Source organism: Mycolicibacterium sp. XJ2546 (assembly GCF_053483195.1).
Genome location: NZ_JBEFRW010000002.1, coordinates 569405 through 590387, shown reverse-complemented (window position 1 = coordinate 590387; position 20983 = coordinate 569405). Strand labels below are relative to the sequence as shown.

Annotated in this window: 18 protein-coding genes; 5 read left to right on the top strand and 13 right to left on the bottom strand. The window is 64.0% G+C overall.

Annotated elements, in window-relative coordinates; all coding sequences use genetic code 11:
* Together ABQE44_RS06355 and ABQE44_RS06350 are read right to left on the bottom strand one after the other, a co-directional pair.
* On the bottom strand, positions 1-1418 hold a 1418-nt coding region (locus tag ABQE44_RS06355), incomplete at its 3' end, for a condensation domain-containing protein (RefSeq protein ID WP_448428771.1).
* Between the two features lie 17 nt (positions 1419-1435).
* On the bottom strand, positions 1436-1666 hold the full coding sequence (locus ABQE44_RS06350; protein ID WP_448395087.1) for an MbtH family protein: 231 nt from the start codon (positions 1664-1666) through the stop codon (positions 1436-1438).
* 958 nt (positions 1667-2624) lie between these two features.
* Between ABQE44_RS06350 and ABQE44_RS06345 the strand changes: the two genes are divergently transcribed.
* A complete protein-coding gene (locus tag ABQE44_RS06345; protein ID WP_448395086.1) occupies positions 2625-4040 on the top strand; it encodes a cytochrome P450 in 1416 nt (471 codons plus the stop codon).
* A 57-nt stretch (positions 4041-4097) separates the two neighbouring features.
* On the opposite strand, the gene ABQE44_RS06340 is transcribed toward ABQE44_RS06345, so the two are convergent.
* The 5 genes from ABQE44_RS06340 to ABQE44_RS06320 all read right to left on the bottom strand — a co-directional run bounded on the left by ABQE44_RS06340 (position 4098) and on the right by ABQE44_RS06320 (position 11018).
* Entirely contained in the window at positions 4098-5366 is a 1269-nt protein-coding gene (locus ABQE44_RS06340) for a glycosyltransferase (protein ID WP_448395085.1), read from the bottom strand.
* 38 nt (positions 5367-5404) lie between these two features.
* A complete protein-coding gene (locus tag ABQE44_RS06335) occupies positions 5405-6682 on the bottom strand; it encodes a glycosyltransferase (protein WP_448395084.1) in 1278 nt (425 codons plus the stop codon).
* Positions 6683-6903: 221 nt separating this feature from the next.
* Positions 6904-8304 (bottom strand): MFS transporter, encoded by a 1401-nt coding sequence (locus ABQE44_RS06330; protein ID WP_448428798.1) that lies wholly within the window; start codon positions 8302-8304, stop codon positions 6904-6906.
* A gap of 443 nt (positions 8305-8747) precedes the next feature.
* On the bottom strand, positions 8748-9662 hold the full coding sequence (locus ABQE44_RS06325; protein WP_448395094.1) for a sulfotransferase family protein: 915 nt from the start codon (positions 9660-9662) through the stop codon (positions 8748-8750).
* A 390-nt stretch (positions 9663-10052) separates the two neighbouring features.
* Positions 10053-11018, bottom strand: a complete 966-nt coding sequence (locus tag ABQE44_RS06320; RefSeq protein ID WP_448395083.1) for a sulfotransferase family protein — start codon at positions 11016-11018, stop codon at positions 10053-10055.
* Positions 11019-11221: 203 nt separating this feature from the next.
* Here ABQE44_RS06320 and ABQE44_RS06315 point away from each other — a divergent pair, with 203 nt between their 5' ends.
* On the top strand, positions 11222-12016 hold the full coding sequence (locus ABQE44_RS06315) for a GAP family protein (RefSeq protein WP_448395082.1): 795 nt from the start codon (positions 11222-11224) through the stop codon (positions 12014-12016).
* A gap of 29 nt (positions 12017-12045) precedes the next feature.
* On the opposite strand, the gene ABQE44_RS06310 is transcribed toward ABQE44_RS06315, so the two are convergent.
* The 3 genes from ABQE44_RS06310 to ABQE44_RS06300 all read right to left on the bottom strand — a co-directional run bounded on the left by ABQE44_RS06310 (position 12046) and on the right by ABQE44_RS06300 (position 14732).
* Positions 12046-12807, bottom strand: a complete 762-nt coding sequence (locus ABQE44_RS06310) for a class I SAM-dependent methyltransferase (RefSeq protein ID WP_448428769.1) — start codon at positions 12805-12807, stop codon at positions 12046-12048.
* Positions 12808-12822: 15 nt separating this feature from the next.
* Positions 12823-13446 carry an O-methyltransferase gene (locus ABQE44_RS06305; RefSeq protein ID WP_448428767.1) on the bottom strand — a complete coding sequence of 208 codons (624 nt, stop codon included), beginning with the start codon at positions 13444-13446 and terminating at the stop codon, positions 12823-12825.
* 206 nt (positions 13447-13652) lie between these two features.
* The gene (locus ABQE44_RS06300; RefSeq protein ID WP_448428765.1) at positions 13653-14732 is read right to left on the bottom strand and encodes a CmcI family methyltransferase; all 1080 of its coding nucleotides are present in this window, start codon (positions 14730-14732) and stop codon (positions 13653-13655) included.
* Positions 14733-14915: 183 nt separating this feature from the next.
* Here ABQE44_RS06300 and ABQE44_RS06295 point away from each other — a divergent pair, with 183 nt between their 5' ends.
* Together ABQE44_RS06295 and ABQE44_RS06290 are read left to right on the top strand one after the other, a co-directional pair.
* Complete coding sequence (locus tag ABQE44_RS06295) at positions 14916-16172, top strand: class I SAM-dependent methyltransferase (protein ID WP_448428763.1); 1257 nt, start codon at positions 14916-14918, stop codon at positions 16170-16172.
* A 3-nt stretch (positions 16173-16175) separates the two neighbouring features.
* Entirely contained in the window at positions 16176-17102 is a 927-nt protein-coding gene (locus tag ABQE44_RS06290; protein ID WP_448428761.1) for a Gfo/Idh/MocA family oxidoreductase, read from the top strand.
* A gap of 7 nt (positions 17103-17109) precedes the next feature.
* On the opposite strand, the gene rfbG is transcribed toward ABQE44_RS06290, so the two are convergent.
* The 3 genes from rfbG to ABQE44_RS06275 are packed head-to-tail and all read right to left on the bottom strand — an operon-like array spanning position 17110 to position 19783.
* Positions 17110-18204 carry a CDP-glucose 4,6-dehydratase gene (gene rfbG / locus ABQE44_RS06285; protein WP_448428758.1) on the bottom strand — a complete coding sequence of 365 codons (1095 nt, stop codon included), beginning with the start codon at positions 18202-18204 and terminating at the stop codon, positions 17110-17112.
* Positions 18186-18959, bottom strand: a complete 774-nt coding sequence (rfbF, locus tag ABQE44_RS06280) for a glucose-1-phosphate cytidylyltransferase (protein WP_448395075.1) — start codon at positions 18957-18959, stop codon at positions 18186-18188. The genes rfbG and rfbF overlap by 19 nt, the downstream gene beginning before the upstream one ends.
* The gene (locus ABQE44_RS06275) at positions 18956-19783 is read right to left on the bottom strand and encodes a hypothetical protein (RefSeq protein ID WP_448428757.1); all 828 of its coding nucleotides are present in this window, start codon (positions 19781-19783) and stop codon (positions 18956-18958) included. The genes rfbF and ABQE44_RS06275 overlap by 4 nt, the downstream gene beginning before the upstream one ends.
* Positions 19784-20203: 420 nt before the next feature.
* On the opposite strand from ABQE44_RS06275, the gene ABQE44_RS06270 reads away from it, so the two are divergent.
* Positions 20204-20959: a class I SAM-dependent methyltransferase gene (locus ABQE44_RS06270; RefSeq protein ID WP_448395073.1), complete on the top strand. Its 756-nt coding sequence runs from the start codon at positions 20204-20206 to the stop codon at positions 20957-20959.
* Positions 20960-20983: the final 24 nt, after the last annotated feature.

Genomic DNA, 20983 nt, shown 5'->3' with positions numbered 1-20983 from the left:
GCAGGGTCACGGGCCACCTGCTCGGCGAACAACGCCGGAATCGAGGTACCGCCGACGGTCGAATCCAGCGCCGCGCGGTTACCCCACTTATCGAGAAGGGGTTGCTCGGCCCAGTCGTGGACTTCCATCGTCGAAAGCACTCGCGCAGGGTCGGCGGTCATCGAATGCAGCACACGTTCGAATCGGTCCGCCAGGTCGCGAGCGTCGCAGTCGGCGAACAGTTCCCCGACACCCGACGTGCTGAGGAATAGCTCTTCATCGTTGCGGATGATGACCAGCCCGAACTGATCCACTAGGCCGGTGTGGGTGACCGTTCCTGACCCCGCGGCGCCGGCAAAGTCGGCAAGCCGCGTGGTCGGGATGAAATTGATAACCGCCCGGTTCGATGACTGGCCTATGCCGTCGAAACGTCCCTTGTTCTCAATAGCGCGGACCGGGAACCGTTGATGCCGTAGCGCTTCTTGTATCTGTTTGTCGACGTGTGCGCAAAAATCGCCGACCGTTGTTTGCGCGGACACTTTTAAAACTAGGGGCACGACGCCCGAAATCATGCCCGGCACCATCAGTGCCTCTGGGCGCACCCGCCTACTCACCGGAAAATCGAGGACGACTTCAGACCCGCCGATTTCGCCGTGCACCAGAAGCGCGCACGCCGCTGCGATCACCGACGCCCGGCGCACCCCCAGCGCGTGCGATAAATCGCGGGCTTTGGCGACGACCGCGGGATCCAACTGGACGGGTGCCGAGGGCTCATATTCGTTGGCTCGGTCGGCGATGTTGGGTACCGGACCGTGCGGCGCCTCGGTTTCCTCTGGAATGTTGTTTGCCCAATAGGCTTGGTCCTCGGCGTAATCGTCGGAGGCCTCGTATTCCAATTCGCAATCAATGAGGCTGCGAAGTGACCCGAAAATAGGAGGCGGAATCGGTTCGCCGACGGCCATTGCAGAATAGACCGAAGCAATTCGATGGCAGACAATGCCCATGCCTATTCCATCGATAACTATGTGGTGGCAGCAGACAAAGAAATAGAACTGCTCGGGCCGTGTCTGGAACAACGCGAATCTGAACAGCGGACCGCTCAGCGGCAGCACAGTGCGTTGGATCGCTGACGCCGTCCGGTACGCGTCGCGGGCAGGGTCCGATGAGTTGGTGAGGTCGTAGTACGCGAGCTCGGTGTCCGGGTAATCCATGACTTGCTGGAAAACCTGGCCCTCTGCCTCGAAAAACGCAGCTCGGAGCGGCTCGGCCTCGCCCACCACATGACGAACTGCCCGCTCCAGCAAATCGTGCTTGATTGGGCCTTCGATTAGCCCAAGCATCCCCAGCTGCCACTTGACACCGGACCGTCCGGTTTCCTGGGCAAGCCAAATATCCAGCTGGCCTCGCGTGAGCGGAAGTGTCCTGTTATCCCTTTCCATCGGACTGCCTCCGCGGCTTAGTTATCAATAGTCCTGCCCTGTGCCAACCTCTCACGCAGACTTTTCGGTCGTATATCGGGCCAGTTTTGTTCTATGTACTCCAAGCAAGAGGGGCGGTCCGCCTCGCCGTATACCACCCGCCACCCTGCTGGAACATCGGCAAAGGACGGCCACAGGCTGTGTTGCTCTTCGTCGTTGACCAACACCAGAAAGGTGCCCTTGTCGTCGTCGAAAGGATTGATGCTCAACAGTTCTCCAGGTCATCTAGTCGACACAAGTGGAACATGTTCTAAATCTATCGGAGGTCAACGGACCCGGTTCGTGGTTTGGAGAAAATCCCGGGTGTTAACTACGTCGCATTATAGTAACGAGCTGCGCGAAGCGAAATGGCCGCGACCCGGCCTCCGAAACAGAAAATCAGCAAGGTCAGCGAAGCTCATGGCGAGCGGCCTTTGAACAGCAGTTCGCGGCGGTTCGCCGGTTGCCGTTCAGCGGCGTTTTCGGCGTCATCGCGGCGTTTTGCTACGCCGCCTACCATGACGTTTGCTCACCTGAGCGTTACGTTCAACGGACTCGATGTCACGTCACGGGGTGCCCGTCCGAGCTCGCTCGGTCGGACCCCAACCGCCTCGGGTTCAAAACGGCGTCCACCCTTCGACATTGGCTCGGCTTCCGCGGTGGCTGATGCCGCGGAAGCACCAATAATAACGTGGCCGTCAGTTGGCGTGCAGGGGGCCTGGCCTCAGCCAGCGAGCCTCGCGCTTCATCGCCGTGCCGGCCGTCGGTGCTTAGCCCGGCGCAGACGTGGCCTGAGCAGTGGGCGAGGTGGAACGGGCCTGCGTTACGCAGCCGGTCAACGATCGCCGGCCCTCGCAGTTCGATGTGGCCGCCACCGCGGTCGACGGGTCCCCGCGATTGTGTATCGTCACGGTGCTCGCACCAATTCTGTTGCCGCCTGGGTTATCTCGCGCCACGATGGGACTGCCACGTCACTGAACCGACCCGTTTTCTCATCGGCGGGTATGTCTGGCCGCCGGAGCATGTACGTTCGATTCCATACTCATTATGTTGTAATCACCGTGAGCCTCCTGATCTGCACCACTGGATCCGCTCGCAGCGAGGATCGCCGACGGCAAATCCACGCCAGTTGCAGTTCGAGGTGTTCGGTGGGTCGGCTTTCGAACCGTCTAGTAGCTAGGACCGCAGATGAGCGAAACCACGCAAAGTGTCCTACCCCCTGGCCCTCGGCTTCCCATGCTGGCGCAGTCGGCATTGATGCTGCGGCACGGCTTGGACTACTTCAGCGCATGTCAGCGCCGCTACGGCGATATCTTCACGCTGCGCCAACCGCTGGTGGGCAAGGTGGTCTATGTCGCGGACCCCGCCGCCATCAAAACGGTGTTCGTCGGTGACCCCAGGGTTTTTCATTCCGGCGAAGGACACGAGATTCTGCGCGGGGTGCTCGGTGACAGCTCGTTGTTCGTGATCGACGAGGACGAACACCGCGACCGGCGCCGCCTCATGATGCCTGCGTTCGCGCGCGATGCGGTCGCGCGCCAGACCGATGCGATGATCTCGATCGCTGCCGAGAACATCGCGGGATGGCCGGTGGGCAAGACCTTTCCGGCGGCGCCAAGGACGGCCGAGATCGCGCTCGAGGTGATCCTGCGCACCGTCGTCGGCGCAACGAAGCCGGAGCGGCTGGCCGCACTACGCGAAGTCGTTCCGCGGCTGCTGTATCTGACCCCGTGGGAGACGCTGGCGGTTGCCAAGCCGAAGCTGCAGGGTTGGCGACCGTGGCGAGCGTTGCGCCAACGGTTCGCGGAAGTCGATGAGCTGCTTTACGCCGAGATCGCCGACCGCCGCGCCGATCCCGACCTGGCCGAACGCACCGACTCACTCGCCATACTGGTCCGCGCCGCCGACGAAGACGGCGGCACGATGGACGACCGCGAACTGCGCGACCAGCTTCTGACGCTGATCCTGGCCGGGCACGAAACGACCGCGACGTCGCTGGCTTGGGCACTGGAGCGGCTCGTTCGTCACCCCGACGCGTTGGCCAAGGCAGTGCGCGCCGCAGATGCGAGCGCCGCCGGCGATCCGGCCGGCGACGAATACCTCGACGCCGTGGTGAAAGAGACGCTGCGGATCCGCCCGGTGATATTCAGTACCGCCCGGGTGCTGACCGAACCGACCGAGGTGGGCGGATACCGACTGCCGGCGGGCACAACGGTCGACGTGTCGATCGGGTTGGTGCATGCGAGCGCCGAACTGTATCCCGATCCGCAGCGGTTCGACCCGGACCGGATGCTGGGCGCCTCGCTGAGCCCGACCACCTATCTGCCGTTCGGCGGCGGAAATCGCCGCTGCCTGGGAGCCACGTTCGCGATGGTCGAGACGCACGTCGTGCTGCGGGAGATCCTGCGCCGGGTCGAACTGTGCACCACCACCGATCCCGACGAGAAGCAGAAGTTGAAGCACGTCACCTTCGTGCCACACCGCGGCGCGCGCATCAAGGTCCGCGCGGTCAGGGACATCGCATCGGGTTCGCAAGGAACATCGGCATCGGGGTGCCCGGTCGCTACCGAAGACACCTATTCGAGCAACTCGGGATCGAAGTAGGCGCCCGGCCCTGCCTAAGCCCGTTGTGCGATAACGTTTGCCCACCCCAACCGTGCGTCAGCGCGGGCGTCCTCGAGTAGCGAGCTTCTCCACCAGGTCGGCTGCGGTGGCGACGCTTTCGGCCGGCTTGGTCATCAGAGCGGCGACTTCGCGGGCCCTTGTTCCATATTGCGGCTCAAGGATCATGCGCAGATCTGAGACCAACGTTTTCTCGTCGGTCGCCGAAAAGCGTCGAGCAGTGCCCACTTTGAGTCGCTTGATCCGAGTCCCCCACAGCGTTTGATCGAGATCCGTCGAGAGGATCAACGTGGGTACCCCGGCGCGCAGACCCGCTGCGGTGGTGCCCGTGCCGCCGTGGTGTACGACCGCGCGGCAGGCCGGAAACGCGGCCGAGTAGTTCATTGCGGTAACGACTTTGACGTGGTCGGCTTCGGGAACCCTGCAGAATTCAGTTCCGGCCGAACAAACCAGGGCCCGCTCGCCCAACTGGGCGCACGCCGCGGTGATCATCTCGAGCGTCTCGGTGCCGGATTCGACCGGCAAGCTGCCGAAGCCGAAGAAGATCGGCGGTGCGCCCGCGGCGATCCACGATGCGACCTCGTCGTCGGCGTCGGCGGGCAGGTCCAATGTCAGGGCGCCGACGAAGGGACGCTGGTCCGTCCATTGCGCCCATTCTTCGGCCAGCCCCGCGAAGCAAACCTCGTCGTAGGCCTGGATTTCCAGGCAACCGCGTCCGGTGAGCCGCCACGGCGAAGGTGCGGTGGCCTTCGGGAGGCCCAGTTCACTGCGCTGTACGCCTTCGACCTTCTTGGCCTTGCGCCACGCCAACCACTCGCCCGCTTTCATTGCCGAACGACCCAGCGGCGCAGGCAGAAACGGGACGAATTGGCCGTTGGCCCGCAGCGGGAAGAAGTGCAGTGTGGCCAACGGGATGTCGTAGAACTCGGCGACGTTGCCTGCGGCGTCTTCGAAGTTGACCCCGGTGAACAACAGGTCGGCGCCCTCGGCCAGCGATGTCAGCGTCGCAATGATGTCCTTCCAGCACTGCAGAAAAGGCTCCACGACTTCGCGTCGACGCTTGACCAGGTCCCGCACCTTCCAGAAGTTGCGGAAGAAGTGCGTCCAGAAGTTTCGGTGCGCGTCCAAAACGGCCTGCAGATCAGGTCCGTAGGCCACGGCGGTAGGACCCGCCGCCTCGGCAAAACCGATCAGGTCGGGCGGGACGGCCATCTGCACGTCGTGCCCGCGGCGTAGCAGTTCGCGGCCGACGGCGACCATCGGTTCGATGTCACCGCGGCTTCCATACGTTGCCAGCACAAACTTCATCGAAAGATCTGACCGCTCATCGGGTTCGGCAGGCTGGCTCAGGCGACATGGACGCGGGCGAACGCTTCCAGCGCATCGGCGGCGGCCGCGACGCTTTCGGCGGGTTGCATCATCTTGGCACCGATTTCGCGGGCCCGGGCAACACATTCGGGTGCAAGGATCGTGCGCAGGTCTGCGACCAACGACTTCTCGGTGGTGGCCGACAACCGCCGAGCCGTTCCCGCTTTGAGCTTCTTGACCCGCGCTCCCCACAACGTCTGGTCGAGGTCCGTGGAAAGCACCAACGTGGGTACCCCGGCGCGCAGGCTCGCGGCCGTAGTGCCCGCCCCGCCGTGGTGCACCACCGCGCGGCAGGCGGGAAAGGCCGCTGAGTAGTTCATGGTGTCGACCACCTTGACGTTGTCGAATTCGGGGACGTGGCTGAAATCGCTCGACCCGGCGCACACCAACGCGCGTTCACCCAACTGCGCGCACGCCCCGCTGATCATGGCGAGCGTGTCGGCGGCAGAGTCCACCGGCATGCTACCGAAGCCAAAGCAAATCGGCGGCGCCCCAGCGGCGATCCATGAGGCGACCTCGTCGTCGGCGTTACCCGGAAGCCCCATCGTCAGCGCGCCGACGAAGGGTCGCCGGCCATCCCATTCCGCCCATTCCTCCGCCAACCCCGGAAAGCACACCGGGTCGTAGGCTTGGATTTCCAACGATCCACGTTCGGCGATGCGCCACGGCGAGGGGCTGGTGGCCTTCGGCAGCCCCAGTTCACGACGCTGCTGATCGTCGAGTTTCTTCATCAGGGGCCAGCCCAGCCACTCCGACGCCCGCATCACCGACCGGCCCGCCCGAGCGGGCAGCCCCGGTACCAGTTGGCCGTTCGCTCGGATCGGAAATACGTGCAGGGTGGCCAATGGAATGCCGTAATGCTCTGCGACGTTGCCCGCGGCCTCCTCGCCGAGCACGCCGGTGAACAACAGGTCGGCGTCCTTGGCATGCGCCGTCAGCGTCGTGCTGACGTCATCCCAGCACTGGGCCAGCAACCGCCAGTCCTCCCGCAGCAGATCTTTGAGATCCCCGATGCGCCAGAAGTTCCGCCAGAACTTGCGCAGAAACCGGGCCCAGAAGTCCCGGTTCACGTCCTGCCATACCCGCACATCGGGCCCACAGGGCACCGCTGCGGGCCCGGCGGCCGCGGCGAAGTCGACCAGGTCGGGTGAAACGGCCATGCACACGTCGTGTCCACGGCGCACCAGCTCGCGGCCCACGGCGACGCCGGGCTCGACATCACCACGCGTCCCGTAGAACGACAACACAAACTTCATCGCGGATTCCAACCTTTGCTTCCCGTGCGGTCCGCTCCGATGAGCACGAAAGCCCGCGCCCCAACCCAGCCGCCCGGCAGCATAACCCGATACCGGCGGTATTGACTGGGAATCGAGAGTATTGGCAAACGTCCGACCGCACCGACGGACAGCTTTCCCGCCGCAGATCGGACTCTGTTGCGCGAGTTCAGCTTCCGTACGGTCGGCCGACCCGCGCTTGCCTAGACATCCTCGCCGTCGGCCGTCTTCCTGGCCTCTTGCACCCGCGCCACATCCTGCGCGGTGTAACCGATGCACAGCGCCGCCACCGCGAGCAGCACGACCGCCCCGACCAACCACAGCAGGCCGTAGGTCAGACCCTGGTCCAACGCGTTCAACTGCACCTCGTTCATGAACTCCGGCGGTCCGCTGATGCCGCCCAGTGCCAGTGTGCGCAGCGTGACCGCGGCCTGAACGACGACCAACACCAACGGTCCGCCGAGGGTCTGCAACATCAGTGCCACCGCTGATGCCGGCCCGATCCGGTCGAAGCCGACACTGGCCACCAGCGACAGCGTGAGCGGGACGTTGATCAGGCCGATGCCGATCCCGCCGAGCACGATCGGGACCAGAAGGTTGGGGAAGTACGGGACGTCGCCGCCCAGCGTCGAACCGTACAGCAGCGCGGCCGCCACAAGGCTGGCGCCAGTAGTCACCACCGCTCGCGGCGGGAACCACGAGACGAGCCGCGACGCCGCCACCACCCCCACGGTCGTCGCGGCAGCGAACGGGATGAAGGCGATCCCCGCGCGCAGCGGGCTGTAGCCCATGATGGTTTGCACATACAGCGAGACCAGCACAGCCAGCGTCAAACTCACCCCGCCGACCAAGAACATGGCGCCGTAAATGGCCAGCCGGTTGCGCTCGGAGAACAGGCTGAACGGCAGGATCGGGTTGTCGGCCGTGCGCTCCACCAACAGAAACGCCACGAAGGCCACCAGCGCCACGACACCGGAGCCGATTGTGATGGCCGAACCCCAACCCTGCTCGGGTCCGATCGAGACGCCGAACACCGCAGCGGTGCTGGCCAACGTGCCGAGCACGGCGCCCTTGGCGTCGAGCTTCATCCGCTCCGTCTGCGTTTCCCGCAGCGTGGTGATGGCCAGGTAGATCACCAACGCTCCGATCGGCACGTTCACCAAGAACGCCAGCCGCCACGACACCTCGGTGAGCGCGGGACCGACCACCAGCCCGACCACCGCACCGACACCGCTCATCGCGCCGAACACCCCCGCTGCCGCGTTGCGCACGGGCCCCTTCGGGAACGTCGTGACGATCAGCGACATCGCCGTCGGCGCCACGATGGCCGCCGCCGCGCCGTGCAGGAACCTCGCTGCCACGAGGACCGGTCCGTCCCAGGCGAGCCCGCACAACGCCGAGGCGAGGGTGAACAAGGCGATCCCGAAGATGAAGATGCGTTTACGGCCGAAGGTGTCGCCCAGGCGGCCGCCGAGCAGCATCAGGCCGCCGAATGCCACCACGTAGGCGGTGATCACCCAGCTGCGCCCGGCGTTCGACAAGCCCAACTCGTCCTGGATCTGCGGAAGCGCATAAACCGCGACAGGGCCGTCCATGAACGCCATCAGCAGCACGCCGCCGATCGCGATGACCACACCAACGAACTGGCGAGACCACAGCGAAGTCGAAGGACCCGTAGGTTGCACCGGGGTCCGTTCGACGGGCGCCGGGGTCGCGCTCTCGGCGCTCTTAGTCACCGGCTGACCGTATCAGTCCACGCAAAGACACAAATTGAGAAACTCCCATTCCGGTTCGTCACGACGTGTCCGGTCGCCGTCGGCCGCCTCAGGCGCCGGTCGCATGTGGGCGACGCCGCGCTGGCGCGGGTCCGGCGTCGGCCATCTACGCCAAAGGTCGGTCGCTCCACGGCAGTTCGAGACTGCGACGTGGTCCTCGCGCACCGCTGGAGCTGGTTAAGGCGCGCGCTGTCGCCCACGCACTTCTGCGCAGGCCCGAACGGATAGCGGCGTGGTGGGGCCAGCCTTCGTTCCGCCACCCCGCGGCGTGGCTAAGCCCAAGTCCCGCGGCGCCGGTGTGCGAGCGCAACGATCTCGTGGCGTAGCTTCAGCAGCGACGGCCGGATGACCCGGTTGATCTTGTACAGGCGTTGATAGGTCTCGAACGCCGCCCGAAAACCCTGTTCGCTCGCCCGATACCCGTCGAACACGCGATCCAGCGTCGCCTGGTCGACCGGCTCGTCCCGGGCGGCCGCGCGCAGCGTCTCGTCGACCACCGAAAACCAGTTTGTGCCGAATGGCTCTTCCACTGGGCCGGTGCGTGACTGGCGGTGAAGGTCCGGCGTGAGGAAATCGTCGATTGCGCCCTCATCCCGGTTGGTGAACTCGACGCCCAGCGCCACCGAGATCCGCTTCACTTCTTGGCGCCAGTCGTCGAGGAGGTTGGCGTAGTCGACGAACACGCGCGGCAGGTCGCGCGTGACCCGCTCGGACAGCAGCGAGTACTTCAGCCAGACCGGGCTGCCGAGTTCCGTCGGGATGTGGAAGGCCGCCGCACCCGACGGGATGGATTCCTGCGGGCGCCGCACCGCGATGACGACCGCGATGTCGAACCCGGCCTGCCGCGCCGCCTCGAACCACAAGTCGGACAGCAGCGTGACATGCCCGTCCTTGATGACCACCACCGGCGCGGTCGGCAGGGTGGCGAAAAACTTCCCGATTTCGGCTATGCAGGCGGCCTTCTCTTCGGCGTCGAACGCACCGTCCTCCTGTAAGCGCAACGAAGGGTCGAACGCGGTGCTGTTGTGGCGGCGCACGATTTTGTTGTTGAGGTGGATGGACTCCCGTGGTTCCCAGTAGCCGCGCTGGTTGTTGCGGTCCGCGCCGGCCATCTTGGCCGGCAGCGCAGCGCCGCACAACGAGAGAACCCGGGTCAGCGCCGACGTGCCAGACCGGGGCGCACCCATGACGAACAGAACAACCGGGCGCGCCGGCGCGCCGCTCTTTCCCGCGTGGGTCACGAAGGCAACCTCGCGCTCCGTGCCGTGGGCAACGCAGGAGCGCCGCGCCCCGCCATAAAATCCTCCAACGTGATTCGGCTTTGGGTCATAGGGGCAGAATAGATGGGGCTCGGCGCTATTGTCGCGATTCTCGATGCCAAGAGGTCTCCGGGCGCGTTCGCCGGTCGACAGTTGGGCCCGCCAGCTACCGGTAATCCGCCCGCCGGGGGCAGATGCCCACCCGAGAGGTGCTCGTGCGCAGTGGGTTTCGGTGCGGCGACGGCGACAGGCCCTTCGGTCACGCCGAGTCGGCAGCACTCTCTGCTCGAGTTGTGTTGGTCGAGAGGGACTCTGGGTTCAGGCCCAGGTCCCCCGGCGCCGGTTGGCGATCGCGCGGACCTCGTAAATCATCTTCATGACGGACGGCCGAAAGTAGCGGTTGACCTTCTCGATCCGCTGGTAGCCGTCGAACACCGCCCGGAAATCGCGTTCGTTGACCCGGTACGCGTCGAAAATGCGGTCCAGCGACGACTGGTCCCACGGTTCGTCGCGCGCGGCGGCGCGCAACAACTCGTAGGTCGCCGAGATCCAGTCCGCACCGAACAGGTCCGCCACCGGGCCTTGGTGGCGCTCGTGGCGAAGACCCGGTTTGAGAAACTCCTCGATGGCGTCCTCATCGCGGGTCTCCAGGTTGATCCCGAGCGCCGATGAAACCCGCTTCATTTCCCGGCGCCAGTCTTCGAGAAGGTTGACGTACTCGACGAACACGCGAGGCACGTCGCGGGTGTGCGCCTCGGTCAGCAGGTTGACCTTCAACCACAAGGCGCTCGAGAGTTCCGCGGGAACTTCGCTGCGCTGTGCCACCGACGCGACCACCTCCTGCGGGTGCCGCACCGCGTTCACGGCCACGATGTCGAATCCAGCCCGGCGCGCGGCCTCGAACCACATACCGGTCAGCAGCGATATCCGCGGATCCTTGATCACCACGAACGGCGCGTCGGGCAAGTTGGCTAGAAACGCCCGGATCTCTTCGACACAGGCGGCCTCGGCTGCCGCGTCGAGCGCACCTCCTTCCTGCGCGCGCATCGTCGGATCGAACCCGCTGCTGCCCATGCGGCGCAGAATCTTTTCGTTGATCACGTTGGCTGCGCGCGGCTCCCAATGGCCAAGCGGATTGTCGGGCATGGCGCCGACGAGGGCCGACGGCAGCGCACCGCCACACAGCGACAGAACCCGAGCCAGTGCCGACGTCCCGGACCGGGCCACGCCTAGCACGAACACCAGAACCGGGCGTGCACCAGCGCCGCCTGCGGCGACCGTCACGGCCGCATCCCCGCCCCGAACGCTGCGCACAGCACACGAACGCCGTGCTCCATCACAAGGTCCTCCAGGGTAAGCCGGCCTGGCACAGACGAGACGTCAGATCGAAAACAGTGTCCAGGTTGTCGGTTGCTGCGCGACATTGAATCATGAGTTCTTCGCCCATGTGACGTCATGGGGTCTATCGGTGGGTAGTGTTTCGGCCCGTGTGGGGTCCCTTGCTGGCGTTGGCCTTTATGTTCGCGGTCAACCCGGTGCTCCTCGCGGTCATCGTGCTGATGATCTCGCGGCCGCGGCCGGTGCAGAATCTGCTGGCTTACTGGCTGGGCAGCATGATCGTGAACTTTCTCGGCTTGCTGGTCCCACTGCTGGTGCTGCACTACACCCCGGCGTTGTCCACCTTCTCCAAGGACATGGCCGCGCCGGGGCAGAGTGCTACCGGCCGGTTCATACAGTTCGGCATGGGTCTCCTCATGCTTTCGGTCGCCGCGTATCTGGTGGTGCGCTCGATACGTGAGCGGGCGCGGGTGCCCGCACCGGCCGGCGACGTTCCCGCGCTGGCGCCCGATCAGGAATCCGCCGCGCCGCACGCCGTGACATCGCCGTTCGGTACTGCACAAGACGGGCCGGCAGAGGGCGGCTCGGTATTCCGGCGGTTGCTTCGCCGACTCCAAAACGCGTGGGACAGCGGGGCCTTGTGGGTGGCATTCGTGTTCGGCCTGGGCGGGCTTCCACCGCCCATGTTGGTCTTCATCGTGGTCACGTCCATCGTGTCCTCGGGCGCCTCGGTTGGCGCGCAGTTCATCGCTGTCCTCGTGTTCGTCGTCGCGATGTTCGCGGTTGTTGAGATGACCCTCATCAGCTATCTGGTCGCGCCTGCGAAAACCCTTGCGCTACTGCGTCCGCTGCACAACTGGGCGCTGAGGCACCGAAGGCAGGTCCTGATAACGATCTTCACCGTGGTCGGGCTGATTTCCGTGGTCAACGGCATCCTCGCCTGAGCTGCCCATCGATCAGCCCGGGTGCCGCGTCACCGGGCGCGACGGGCCACTGCCACCGTCGGGCCGAGGCCGCGCCGAGACCGGAACTCGACGGTGATCGCCGGGTCGGCATGATGAGCGATGGCCCGCAGCGCCGACGGGCTGTAGGCGCGAAGCGAGCTGATGAAGCCGTCGTGCTGCAACGGTGACAGCCCGGTGAGCGGCAGCACCACCGCCAACAACATCAGATGTAGCGGCGCCGGTGGCCGGGGCAGGTCGACGATCAACAACTGCTTTGCCGCCCTGGTCCCTTCCGCGAACACTCGCGCCGCGAGTTCAGGCGGCAAGTGGTGCAACGACAGAGCGAACACCGCCAGGTCGTAATAGCCGTCCGGGGCGTCAATCGCGGTCGCGTCCATTTCGCGGACGGTGGCGCGTGGGTGGCTGCCGAGGTCACTTTCGACGACGCCTGCCACGAACGCCGGGTCGATATCGGTGACCGTCACCTGAACGGTGGGGTGGTTCGCCAGCAGCTTGCTCGACAGCCCGCCGAGTCCGGCCCCGAGCTCCAGAATCTTCGGAGAAGGCACGTCGGCGACTTCGCGCAGCGCCATGCGGGCGCACTTCCCGTGTATACCGATCCACCGTCGCCTCCCGGCGCGGTCGAGTGCGCTCATGACCTTGCGCTTGAGGTGGTCGACGTCGTCGCGGTCGAGGTATTCCAGCCGGTCGGTCTGCAGGCGCCGGTCCAGCCACGAAGCATCCGGCCCGCCTCGGGGCATGCTCACAATGTCGCGGGCGCCGCTATCCATATCGAACATCATGGATCATCGCTTCGGCGCCCGGCGGACCACGAGAACGTGACCGTCTCGGAACTTGGCCGGGCTGGTGGCCAGCTGGTAATGACCGTGCAAGACGTCGACGAATGCCCGGAGTAGACCGGTGAGCGTAAAGCTGTTGTAGATCGTCCAATAATCGCAGTGAACGTCTTCGACGATGTATACACCGTGGTTCGTCAACGCTATTTCGAAAAGGCTCCGGAAGTTTTCGGTCATCGGGTGACACGCTTGACTTCCCACGTCGAGGATGACGTCGAAGGGACCGAATTCTTCGGCGACGTCTCGGAGTAAAGAATGGCTCTGCCCGCCGCCGATGCGGACCCGAATGCCTTCTGAATCCGCGATCTTTACCAACTTCGAGTCGACGTCGACACCGATGATCAGCGAATCGGGGTGCAGATATTCCTGCCACATCTGTAGCGAGTCCCCGTAGAAACTGCCGACCTCCAGCATCCGAATCGGCCTGGTTCGATCGACCACGGACTCGTAGATCGGCAAGTGATCCGGCACGTTGTGGACTCGCGGAGTCCGGTCGACCACCTCACCCATCTCCCGGTGGAGTCGGGTGTCCACCGCCGAGCATGTGGTCGTCGAAGCGATATCTGCCGCCATCGTTTTCAGCATTCGGTCTCGACCCCGATAGCGATTGCGTCGAGCGACTGGGGAAAACTTCAGTACGACGTTCACGTTCAAACCCTGTCAGCAGGTCGACTTCGGTTTCTGCACCATTCCGGACCGGCGTGCACTCGGCGATGACGATGTTCGCACATCGACGCGATTATTGCCGAGGTACCCGGCGACAGAAACTCGAACGTGTCTCAGCGCACCCGGCGCAGAAACCCGTCAGGCGCGACGGTGATCTGCAGCTTCTGCGGGATCTGCTGGTCGATTTCGAACTCCGAATGCGACTTGAGAAATTCCCACACCGCCGTCTTGGGGTTGTTGCCCTCACCCCACGGCCGGTCGGGGAACATGTCGGGCATGTCGTCGACCACGGTGTCGAACACCACGCAGTAGCTCTGCGGTGTCACCAGCGGTGCGTATGCCGAAAGTTCCGCGAGGACGTGGTCGTGGGTGTGGTTGCTGTCGAGGCAGACGAGCGTAGTGCCGCGGCCGGCTGCTGCATCGTGCACCTGGCGAACGGTCGCCGGGTCGACACTCGACCCTTCGATCATCGTGATGTACCGGGACAGCGGGTGGTTTTCGATCGCGCTGCGGTTGTGGGCGCGTATTTCGATATCGACCCCGATGACCTGCCGGCTCGGGGTACGCGGATCGAACGCTGTGTCGTTGGCGATCGCCTCACACAAGTCGATCAACGCCAGCATGGAAGCGCTGAGGATCAGCGAACCGCCATGCGCGATCCCTGTCTCAACGATCACGTTGGGTTTGACCGACCACATCAATTCCTGCAGGCAGACGATGTCCTGCGGATATTGGATGATCGGCCGGCCGAGCCACTCGAAGTTGTACGAGTACCGGTTCGTGAGGCTTCGCCTGAGCCATTTGGAGGTCAGATCCGCCAGCTCGGAGTCTTCGACCAGCGCTCGCACGTTCTCGACCACCCGCTGCCGGTGGTCGGTCAGCCCCGAGAACCATTCGGCTGCACTCCAACTCGTTGCGTCTGTTCCCGGCAACACCTCGAGCTCGGTGCTGTGCGACGGCGGGTACAGCAGCGCGATCGGTGCCGTATCCAGTGCCTTGGCCAGGACGGCCAACTCAGCGGTGCTCACGAAGGTGCGTTGGTGACCCTCGAGCTCCGAGATCGTGGTATGCGCGACCCGGTATCCCAGCGCCTCCGTTCGATCTGATAGCCACTGCTCTGTGCGCGGCTCCCGCAGCCGCCTGATTTCATCCCCGATTCGCGCCGCCTGTTCGGCGGCCCAGTCTTTCGCCACACCGTCACAATGGTCGACCAGCGGCGGAATTTCGACCGTATGGGTCAAGCCCCGGGAGAACTTAATAGAATCGCGACAAATTATGGCGCCATCGAAAGAGGCCCGGAAACCACGCAGATGGTGGAGGTCATAGGTTGGACAGATTCCTCAGCCCTGCCCACGACGGCCCGACGGATCGGTGATATGACCACCACTTCGACTACCGCCGACAACGCTCTGACCAAGATCACGCGCTGTGAGGTCTGCGGCGGCGAGGAGTTGCTGCCGGTGCTCGACCTCGGCAGGCACCCGCTGTGCGACGACCTCGTCAGGATCGGTGATCCTCGCCAATGCCGGGAATACCCAATCGATATCGTCTTCTGTCCGACGTGCATCACCGCCCATCAGCGCTACCAGGTGCCCAAGGAAGATCTGTTTCCGGTTGACTACCACTACCGCTCGCGCTTCACCGCGGACGTGCTGTCTGGGATGCGCAGCCTGGTGGGGACATGCGTCGAACGGGTCGGGCCCTTATCCGACAAGCTCGTGCTCGACGTCGGTTGCAACGACGGCAGTTTGCTCGATTTCTTCAGGGAAGCCGGGGCGAGGACCGCCGGTATCGAGCCGACCGGCGCCGGCGGTGACGCGGCCGCGAAGGGCCATTTCGTCGTCCAGGACTATCTCAGCGCGGCGACAGCCACCGCGATACGCGATCGTGTCGGCCTGCCGGATCTGATCACGTTCACCAACGTGTTCGCTCATATCGAGGACTTGTCCGGTGTGCTCGCCGCGCTCAAACTTCTGCTGGCACCGCAGACGACGATCGTCATCGAGAACCATTACCTGGGCGCGGTCCTGGATCGGCATCAGTTCGACACGTTCTATCACGAGCATCCCAGAACGTATTCGTACCGGTCGTTCGACTTCATCGCGAAATCACTTGGGCTCGACATCGTCCACGTCGAGTTTCCCGCCCGCTACGGCGGAAACATCCGGGTCACGCTCGGACGCGGCGCGCGCAACGGCACCGGAACCGAAGCCGAAAGCGTTGCGCGCGAACGAAATTTCTTGCAGGACTTCGGTCGACTCACCCGCGATGTGGAGTTGTGGAGGGAGCGTAAGGGCCGCGAGATCAGGAAGATCGTCGCGCAGCACGGTCCGATCCGCGCCAAGGCGTTCCCGGGTCGGGCGGCGATCCTCGTGAAACTGCTCGGGTTGACCGCCGACGAGATCGTCGCAGTACACGAGAAACCGGGTTCGATAAAGATCGGACATTACGTGCCGGGCACCAGGATCCCCATCGTGGCAGACGACGAGTTGTTTGCGCAGGGACCTCAGGCCGCACCCCTGCTGAACCTGGCCTGGCATATCTCCACCGAGATCCGTCGGTATCTCGCCGAACACCATTACCAGGGCCCGGTTTTCGACATCCTGGCGGCCGACGACTTCAAAGATGCGTGAGCGGTGTTCACGGTCCTGGGTTCCGGGTTCGGTATCTACGGATATCTGCCGGCTCTGATCGAGGCGGGCTACGACGTTGCGTTGCCGGACCGGTACCGGCCCGCGCTCGGTGGCCGGCCCGAACTCTCCCACTACATCGACGAGGTGCTCTGGTGCGGCGATGTCGAGACGGCCTTGGGCCGATCGAGCGGAGCGGTCATCGCGCTGCGCCCACAAGATCAGGCACGGTGGATACCTCGCCTGACCCAAATGCCTGGCATTTCACGGCTGATCCTCGAGAAGCCGGTGGCGCCAACCCCCGAGTCGGCCGCTTCCTTGCTGGCGGCAGTCGAGGATTCGGGCAAGCAGTACCGGGTGGGCTACACGTTCCGCTTCACCCCGTGGGCGGACAAGCTCAGATCAACGCTGGCTGAACCGGCCGAAAGCGTCGCCGTCGATTGGACTTTCCTCGCCCACCACTACCGCGCCGGCATCGAGAACTGGAAAAGGTTCAGTTCGACCGGCGGTGGCGCGGTACGGTTCTACGGCATTCACGCGATCGCCCTGTTTTCGGAGTTGGGCTACGACGATGTGTCGACGTCGACCATCTCGGGTCCTTCAGCGGACGAGGCGCAGCGCTGGCGGGCGACGTTCACCGGACCCGGTCTCGCCCCCTGTGAACTCAGAATCGACAGCCGGGAAACGACCGCAACCTTTCGCATCTGCGTGTGCAAGAACGGCCAGGCGCCGGCGACGCTGGTACACCAGCCCGGCCCTTTTGGTTCGGTCGATCCGGATGCAGTGGACGGGCAGGATGCGCGCGTCGGTGTGCTCCGGCAACTATGTGATTCGTTCTCGGACGTCGACGACGGTCACGCAGAACGGCAGAAGGCGATCGTGGCTCTCTGGCGCGTCGTGGAGACCAAGTCCGGGCGCGAAGAGACCTTCTGATCGCCGCTCATGCCGTAGCCCAGTTCAGACCCAGGTCGCCTGCATCGGCAACGTAAGCCGACAGTTCGTCGGCGCTCGACACCGAACCGGCCTCTAGCAGTTGGCGATACCAGTCCGCGGTGTGGCGGATGGCTTCTTCGACACCCCAGACCGGGCGCCACCCCAGATGCATCCTCGCCTTGGCACTGTCGAGTTGCAGCAACCTCGCCTCGTGAGGCTGCGGGCTGGTCACCGCATGCCACTGCAGCTGTGGCCACCCGCGAGCAAGCTCTGCGAGCACCTGCTCAACCGAGCGGTTGCCGTGCCCGTCGGGGCCGAAGTTCCACGCCTCGGCACACGTGGTGTCGCCGGCCAGCAGCCGCTGACCCAGCAGCAGATACCCACTGAGACAATCCAACACATGCTGCCAGGGACGCGTGCTGTGCGGTGACCGCACCGCCAGCGGTTCACCGGCGACGACCGAACGCACCAGGTCGGGAACCAGGCGGTCCTGCGACCAGTCACCGCCACCGATCACGTTGCCGCCCCGCGCTGTGGCAAGCAACGGCGCCGATTCGTGTTGCAGGAGTGCGGTTCGATAGCTCGCCACCGCCAACTCGACGCCCGCCTTGGACGCACTGTAGGGGTCATGGCCGCCCAGCCGATCGTGTTCGCGGTAGGCCCAGGGCCATTCGCGGTTCTCGTAGCACTTGTCGGTTGTCACAATCACCGCGGCCCGCACATCCGGTGTGTGGCGGAGGGCCTCGAGCACGTTGACCGTGCCCATGACGTTGGTGGCCCACGTGGTGACCGGTTCCTGATAGGACCGGCGAACCAACGGTTGGGCGGCCAGATGAAAGACGATCTCAGGTCGCTGCGCGGCGAAAACCCGTCGCAGCGCCGCTTCATCGCGAATGTCGATGCGGTGATCGTCGACAGACAGCTTCAGCAGTTCCCAATGACTGGGTTCCGACGGCGGGTCCAACGCCACCCCGGTGACATGTGCGCCCAACGCCTGCAGCCAAAGACATAACCAGCTGCCCTTGAACCCCGTATGGCCGGTGACCAAGACCCGGCGCGCACGGTACGCGGCGCCGAAAGTGTTCAGCGCCAGCACTTCCATGGCGCTTCGCCGCTGTTCCAGAGGTCTTCGAGCAGGTTCTTGTCGCGAAGAGTGTCCATGGGTTGCCAGAAGCCGGAGTGCTCGAATGCCATCAGCTCGCCGTCGGCAGCCAGACGCGCCAACGGCGGTCCTTCCCAAGCAGTTTGGTCACCGTCGATGTAGTCGAGTGCGGCCGGCGACAGCACAAAGAATCCGCCGTTGATGAACCCGCCGTCACCGGGCGGCTTCTCGACGAAGCGCGCTACCCGGTCGCCGTCGCGCTCGATGGCCCCGTAACGCCCAGGAGGAAGCACTGCCGTGACGGTGGCCTTGCGCCCGTGCTGACGGTGGAACTCAATGCTTTTGGCAATGTTTACATCGCTGAGCCCATCACCGTAGGTGAAGCAGAACGCCTCTTCGTCTTGAATGTATGGCGACACCCGCTTGAGGCGACCGCCCGTCATGGTTTCGTCACCGGTGTCCACCAGCGTCACCCGCCAAGGCTCCGCGTAATGCTCGTGCACTTCCATCTTGTTGACCGAGAGATCGAATGTCACATCCGACATGTGCAAGAAGTAATTCGCGAAGTACTCCTTGATCAGGTAACCCTTGTAGCCGCAGCAAACGACGAAGTCATTGATACCGTGCCGGGAGTAGTGCTTCAGGATATGCCACAGGATCGGCCGCCCGCCGATCTCCACCATCGGCTTGGGCCGGGCCACGGTCTCTTCGGTAAGTCGGGTTCCCTTACCTCCCGCCAGGATGACCGCCTTCATCGCGTGCGCCGCTGCGTGAGTTGATGCCCCCGACCCGACCACTTCCTGGGTTGTTCTGCTAAGCCGGCGGAGTAGCTGGATTTGCCCTCTACCATGACCGTCATATGTCCGAATACTTCGGCAGGAATATTGTTTGAGTACTCTTCGATGAGATGCCGAATCAGAAAGAAAGAGCCCAACCTCTCGGAGAGGAATCCGACCGCCCTTATCTGATAGGTGTTGTAACGCCTCAGGCGGGCACCGTACCGCTTCACGAATTGTCGACCCACCCGTTCGATCGCTGACAAAACACGCACCAGCCACGGCTTCGGAAAGATTCCTAGTTCAACACCGCCTGGAACAAAATGCTGTGCCGCCAGGAATTCGGATGCGGTGTCGGAGTTCAGCACACCTATCTCCACGGCGATCGCCGTGTAGTCGAGAATATCTCTGCGGTGATGAATCGCCGCATAGTGTTTGAAAACCGATTTCTTGAAGTACAGCGGCTGTGCGACAAGAAATGGAAGGCCGTCTCTGGGCACATACGTCGCTAGCTCGGCCTCCCGTTCCACGCGGTCACATCTCAATTCCCGCAGGGTCGGGTACCGCACCGACTCCACCCCTTCCGGGGAAGGCAAGATCCTTTTGCGGTAGGACGAGAGTTCGATCAGTTCAGCATCACCGGAGTCCCTCCCGACGGCGATGGGTAAGACGAAACTTCCCGCAGCGCCGAATGCGACCGGCCGCGCCTCGTGCCAAAACGGGTCGAGGTGCCGCACGTGGAGCGCCGAATCGGGCTGGTAATCCCCCAGCGAGATGCACTCGTCGTACCAGCTTTCAGGCAACAGCGGCTGCTTATGACTAATGCAATATCTGCGGATCATGGGCACGGGCAGTCCGGACGGTGCGCTTGGCACTCACCGATTACCGAAGGCCACGGGGAGCGAACGAGACGTAGCCAACCAGCACTGATACTGCCCGCCGCCAACGGGCGGCACTTTTTTTGACCATCGTCGCATTTCAACACGATTGCGCACGCAAAGCAGCGCTTTGTGAAGTCGGAACCCAGATCCAGTGGGACATGCCCGAACACTCTAGCTTCCAAGGCGGCCCTGTCAGCTGACCCCCCAATTCGAACGATTACGCGTTTCTTGGCCTGGGCGATACCGGTCGCCAGCAACATCCATAACCGCGATTCGCGCCTCCGACGCCCGCCCGACCACGTAGGTTCCGTAAGCGGCACATCGCTCGCGAGAGGGGAAATGGTGGACGAAGCAGTTCGGCGGCTGTCCGCGAGCGGCACGCGGTACCAGCTGTGGACCGAATTTCTGCAGGAAAACCGGGTCGAGTCGATGGCCGAAATCGGCGTCTACCGGGGTCGATTCGCCGCGGAGATACTTGCCGCGTGCGACTCGATCCGCACCTATTACATGGTTGACCCGTGGCGGCACCTCGACGACTGGAACAAACCCAGCAATACCGACGACTCTCGGTTCGACGCCTACCTGGCCGAAACCGAAGCCAACACCGAGTTCGCCGCCGACAAGCGCGTCATCCTGCGCGGAACCACCCTGGAAATCATCGACCAGATCCCCGACGGCAGCCTCGACTTCGCCTATGTCGACGGCGACCATACGCTGCGGGGCATTTCGATCGACCTCATCAACGTGTGGCCCAAGGTCCGGGCCGGCGGGTGGATCGGTGGCGACGACTTCGCGCACACGGTGTGGCAGCACGGGGACCGTTTCGAGCCCACCCTGGTGTTCCCGTTCGCGGTGTACTTCGCAGAAGCGGTGGGCGCACGAATCTTTGCCCTGCCACACCAGCAGTACCTCATTTGCAAAGAACCGGGTTACGAATTCGTCGACCTCACCGACAGTTACCCCGACACCACGCTACAAGGACAGTTCCAACTAAAGCGTGTGTTGCGGGGTTGGCTCACCGACACGGTGGGCGTCATCAAGAGCGAACGAAAGCGCACGTCGCCCACCGGGTTCGGCTCCGACGCCGACAAGGCCTAGATCGGCGATACGCGCGCCGGCGCA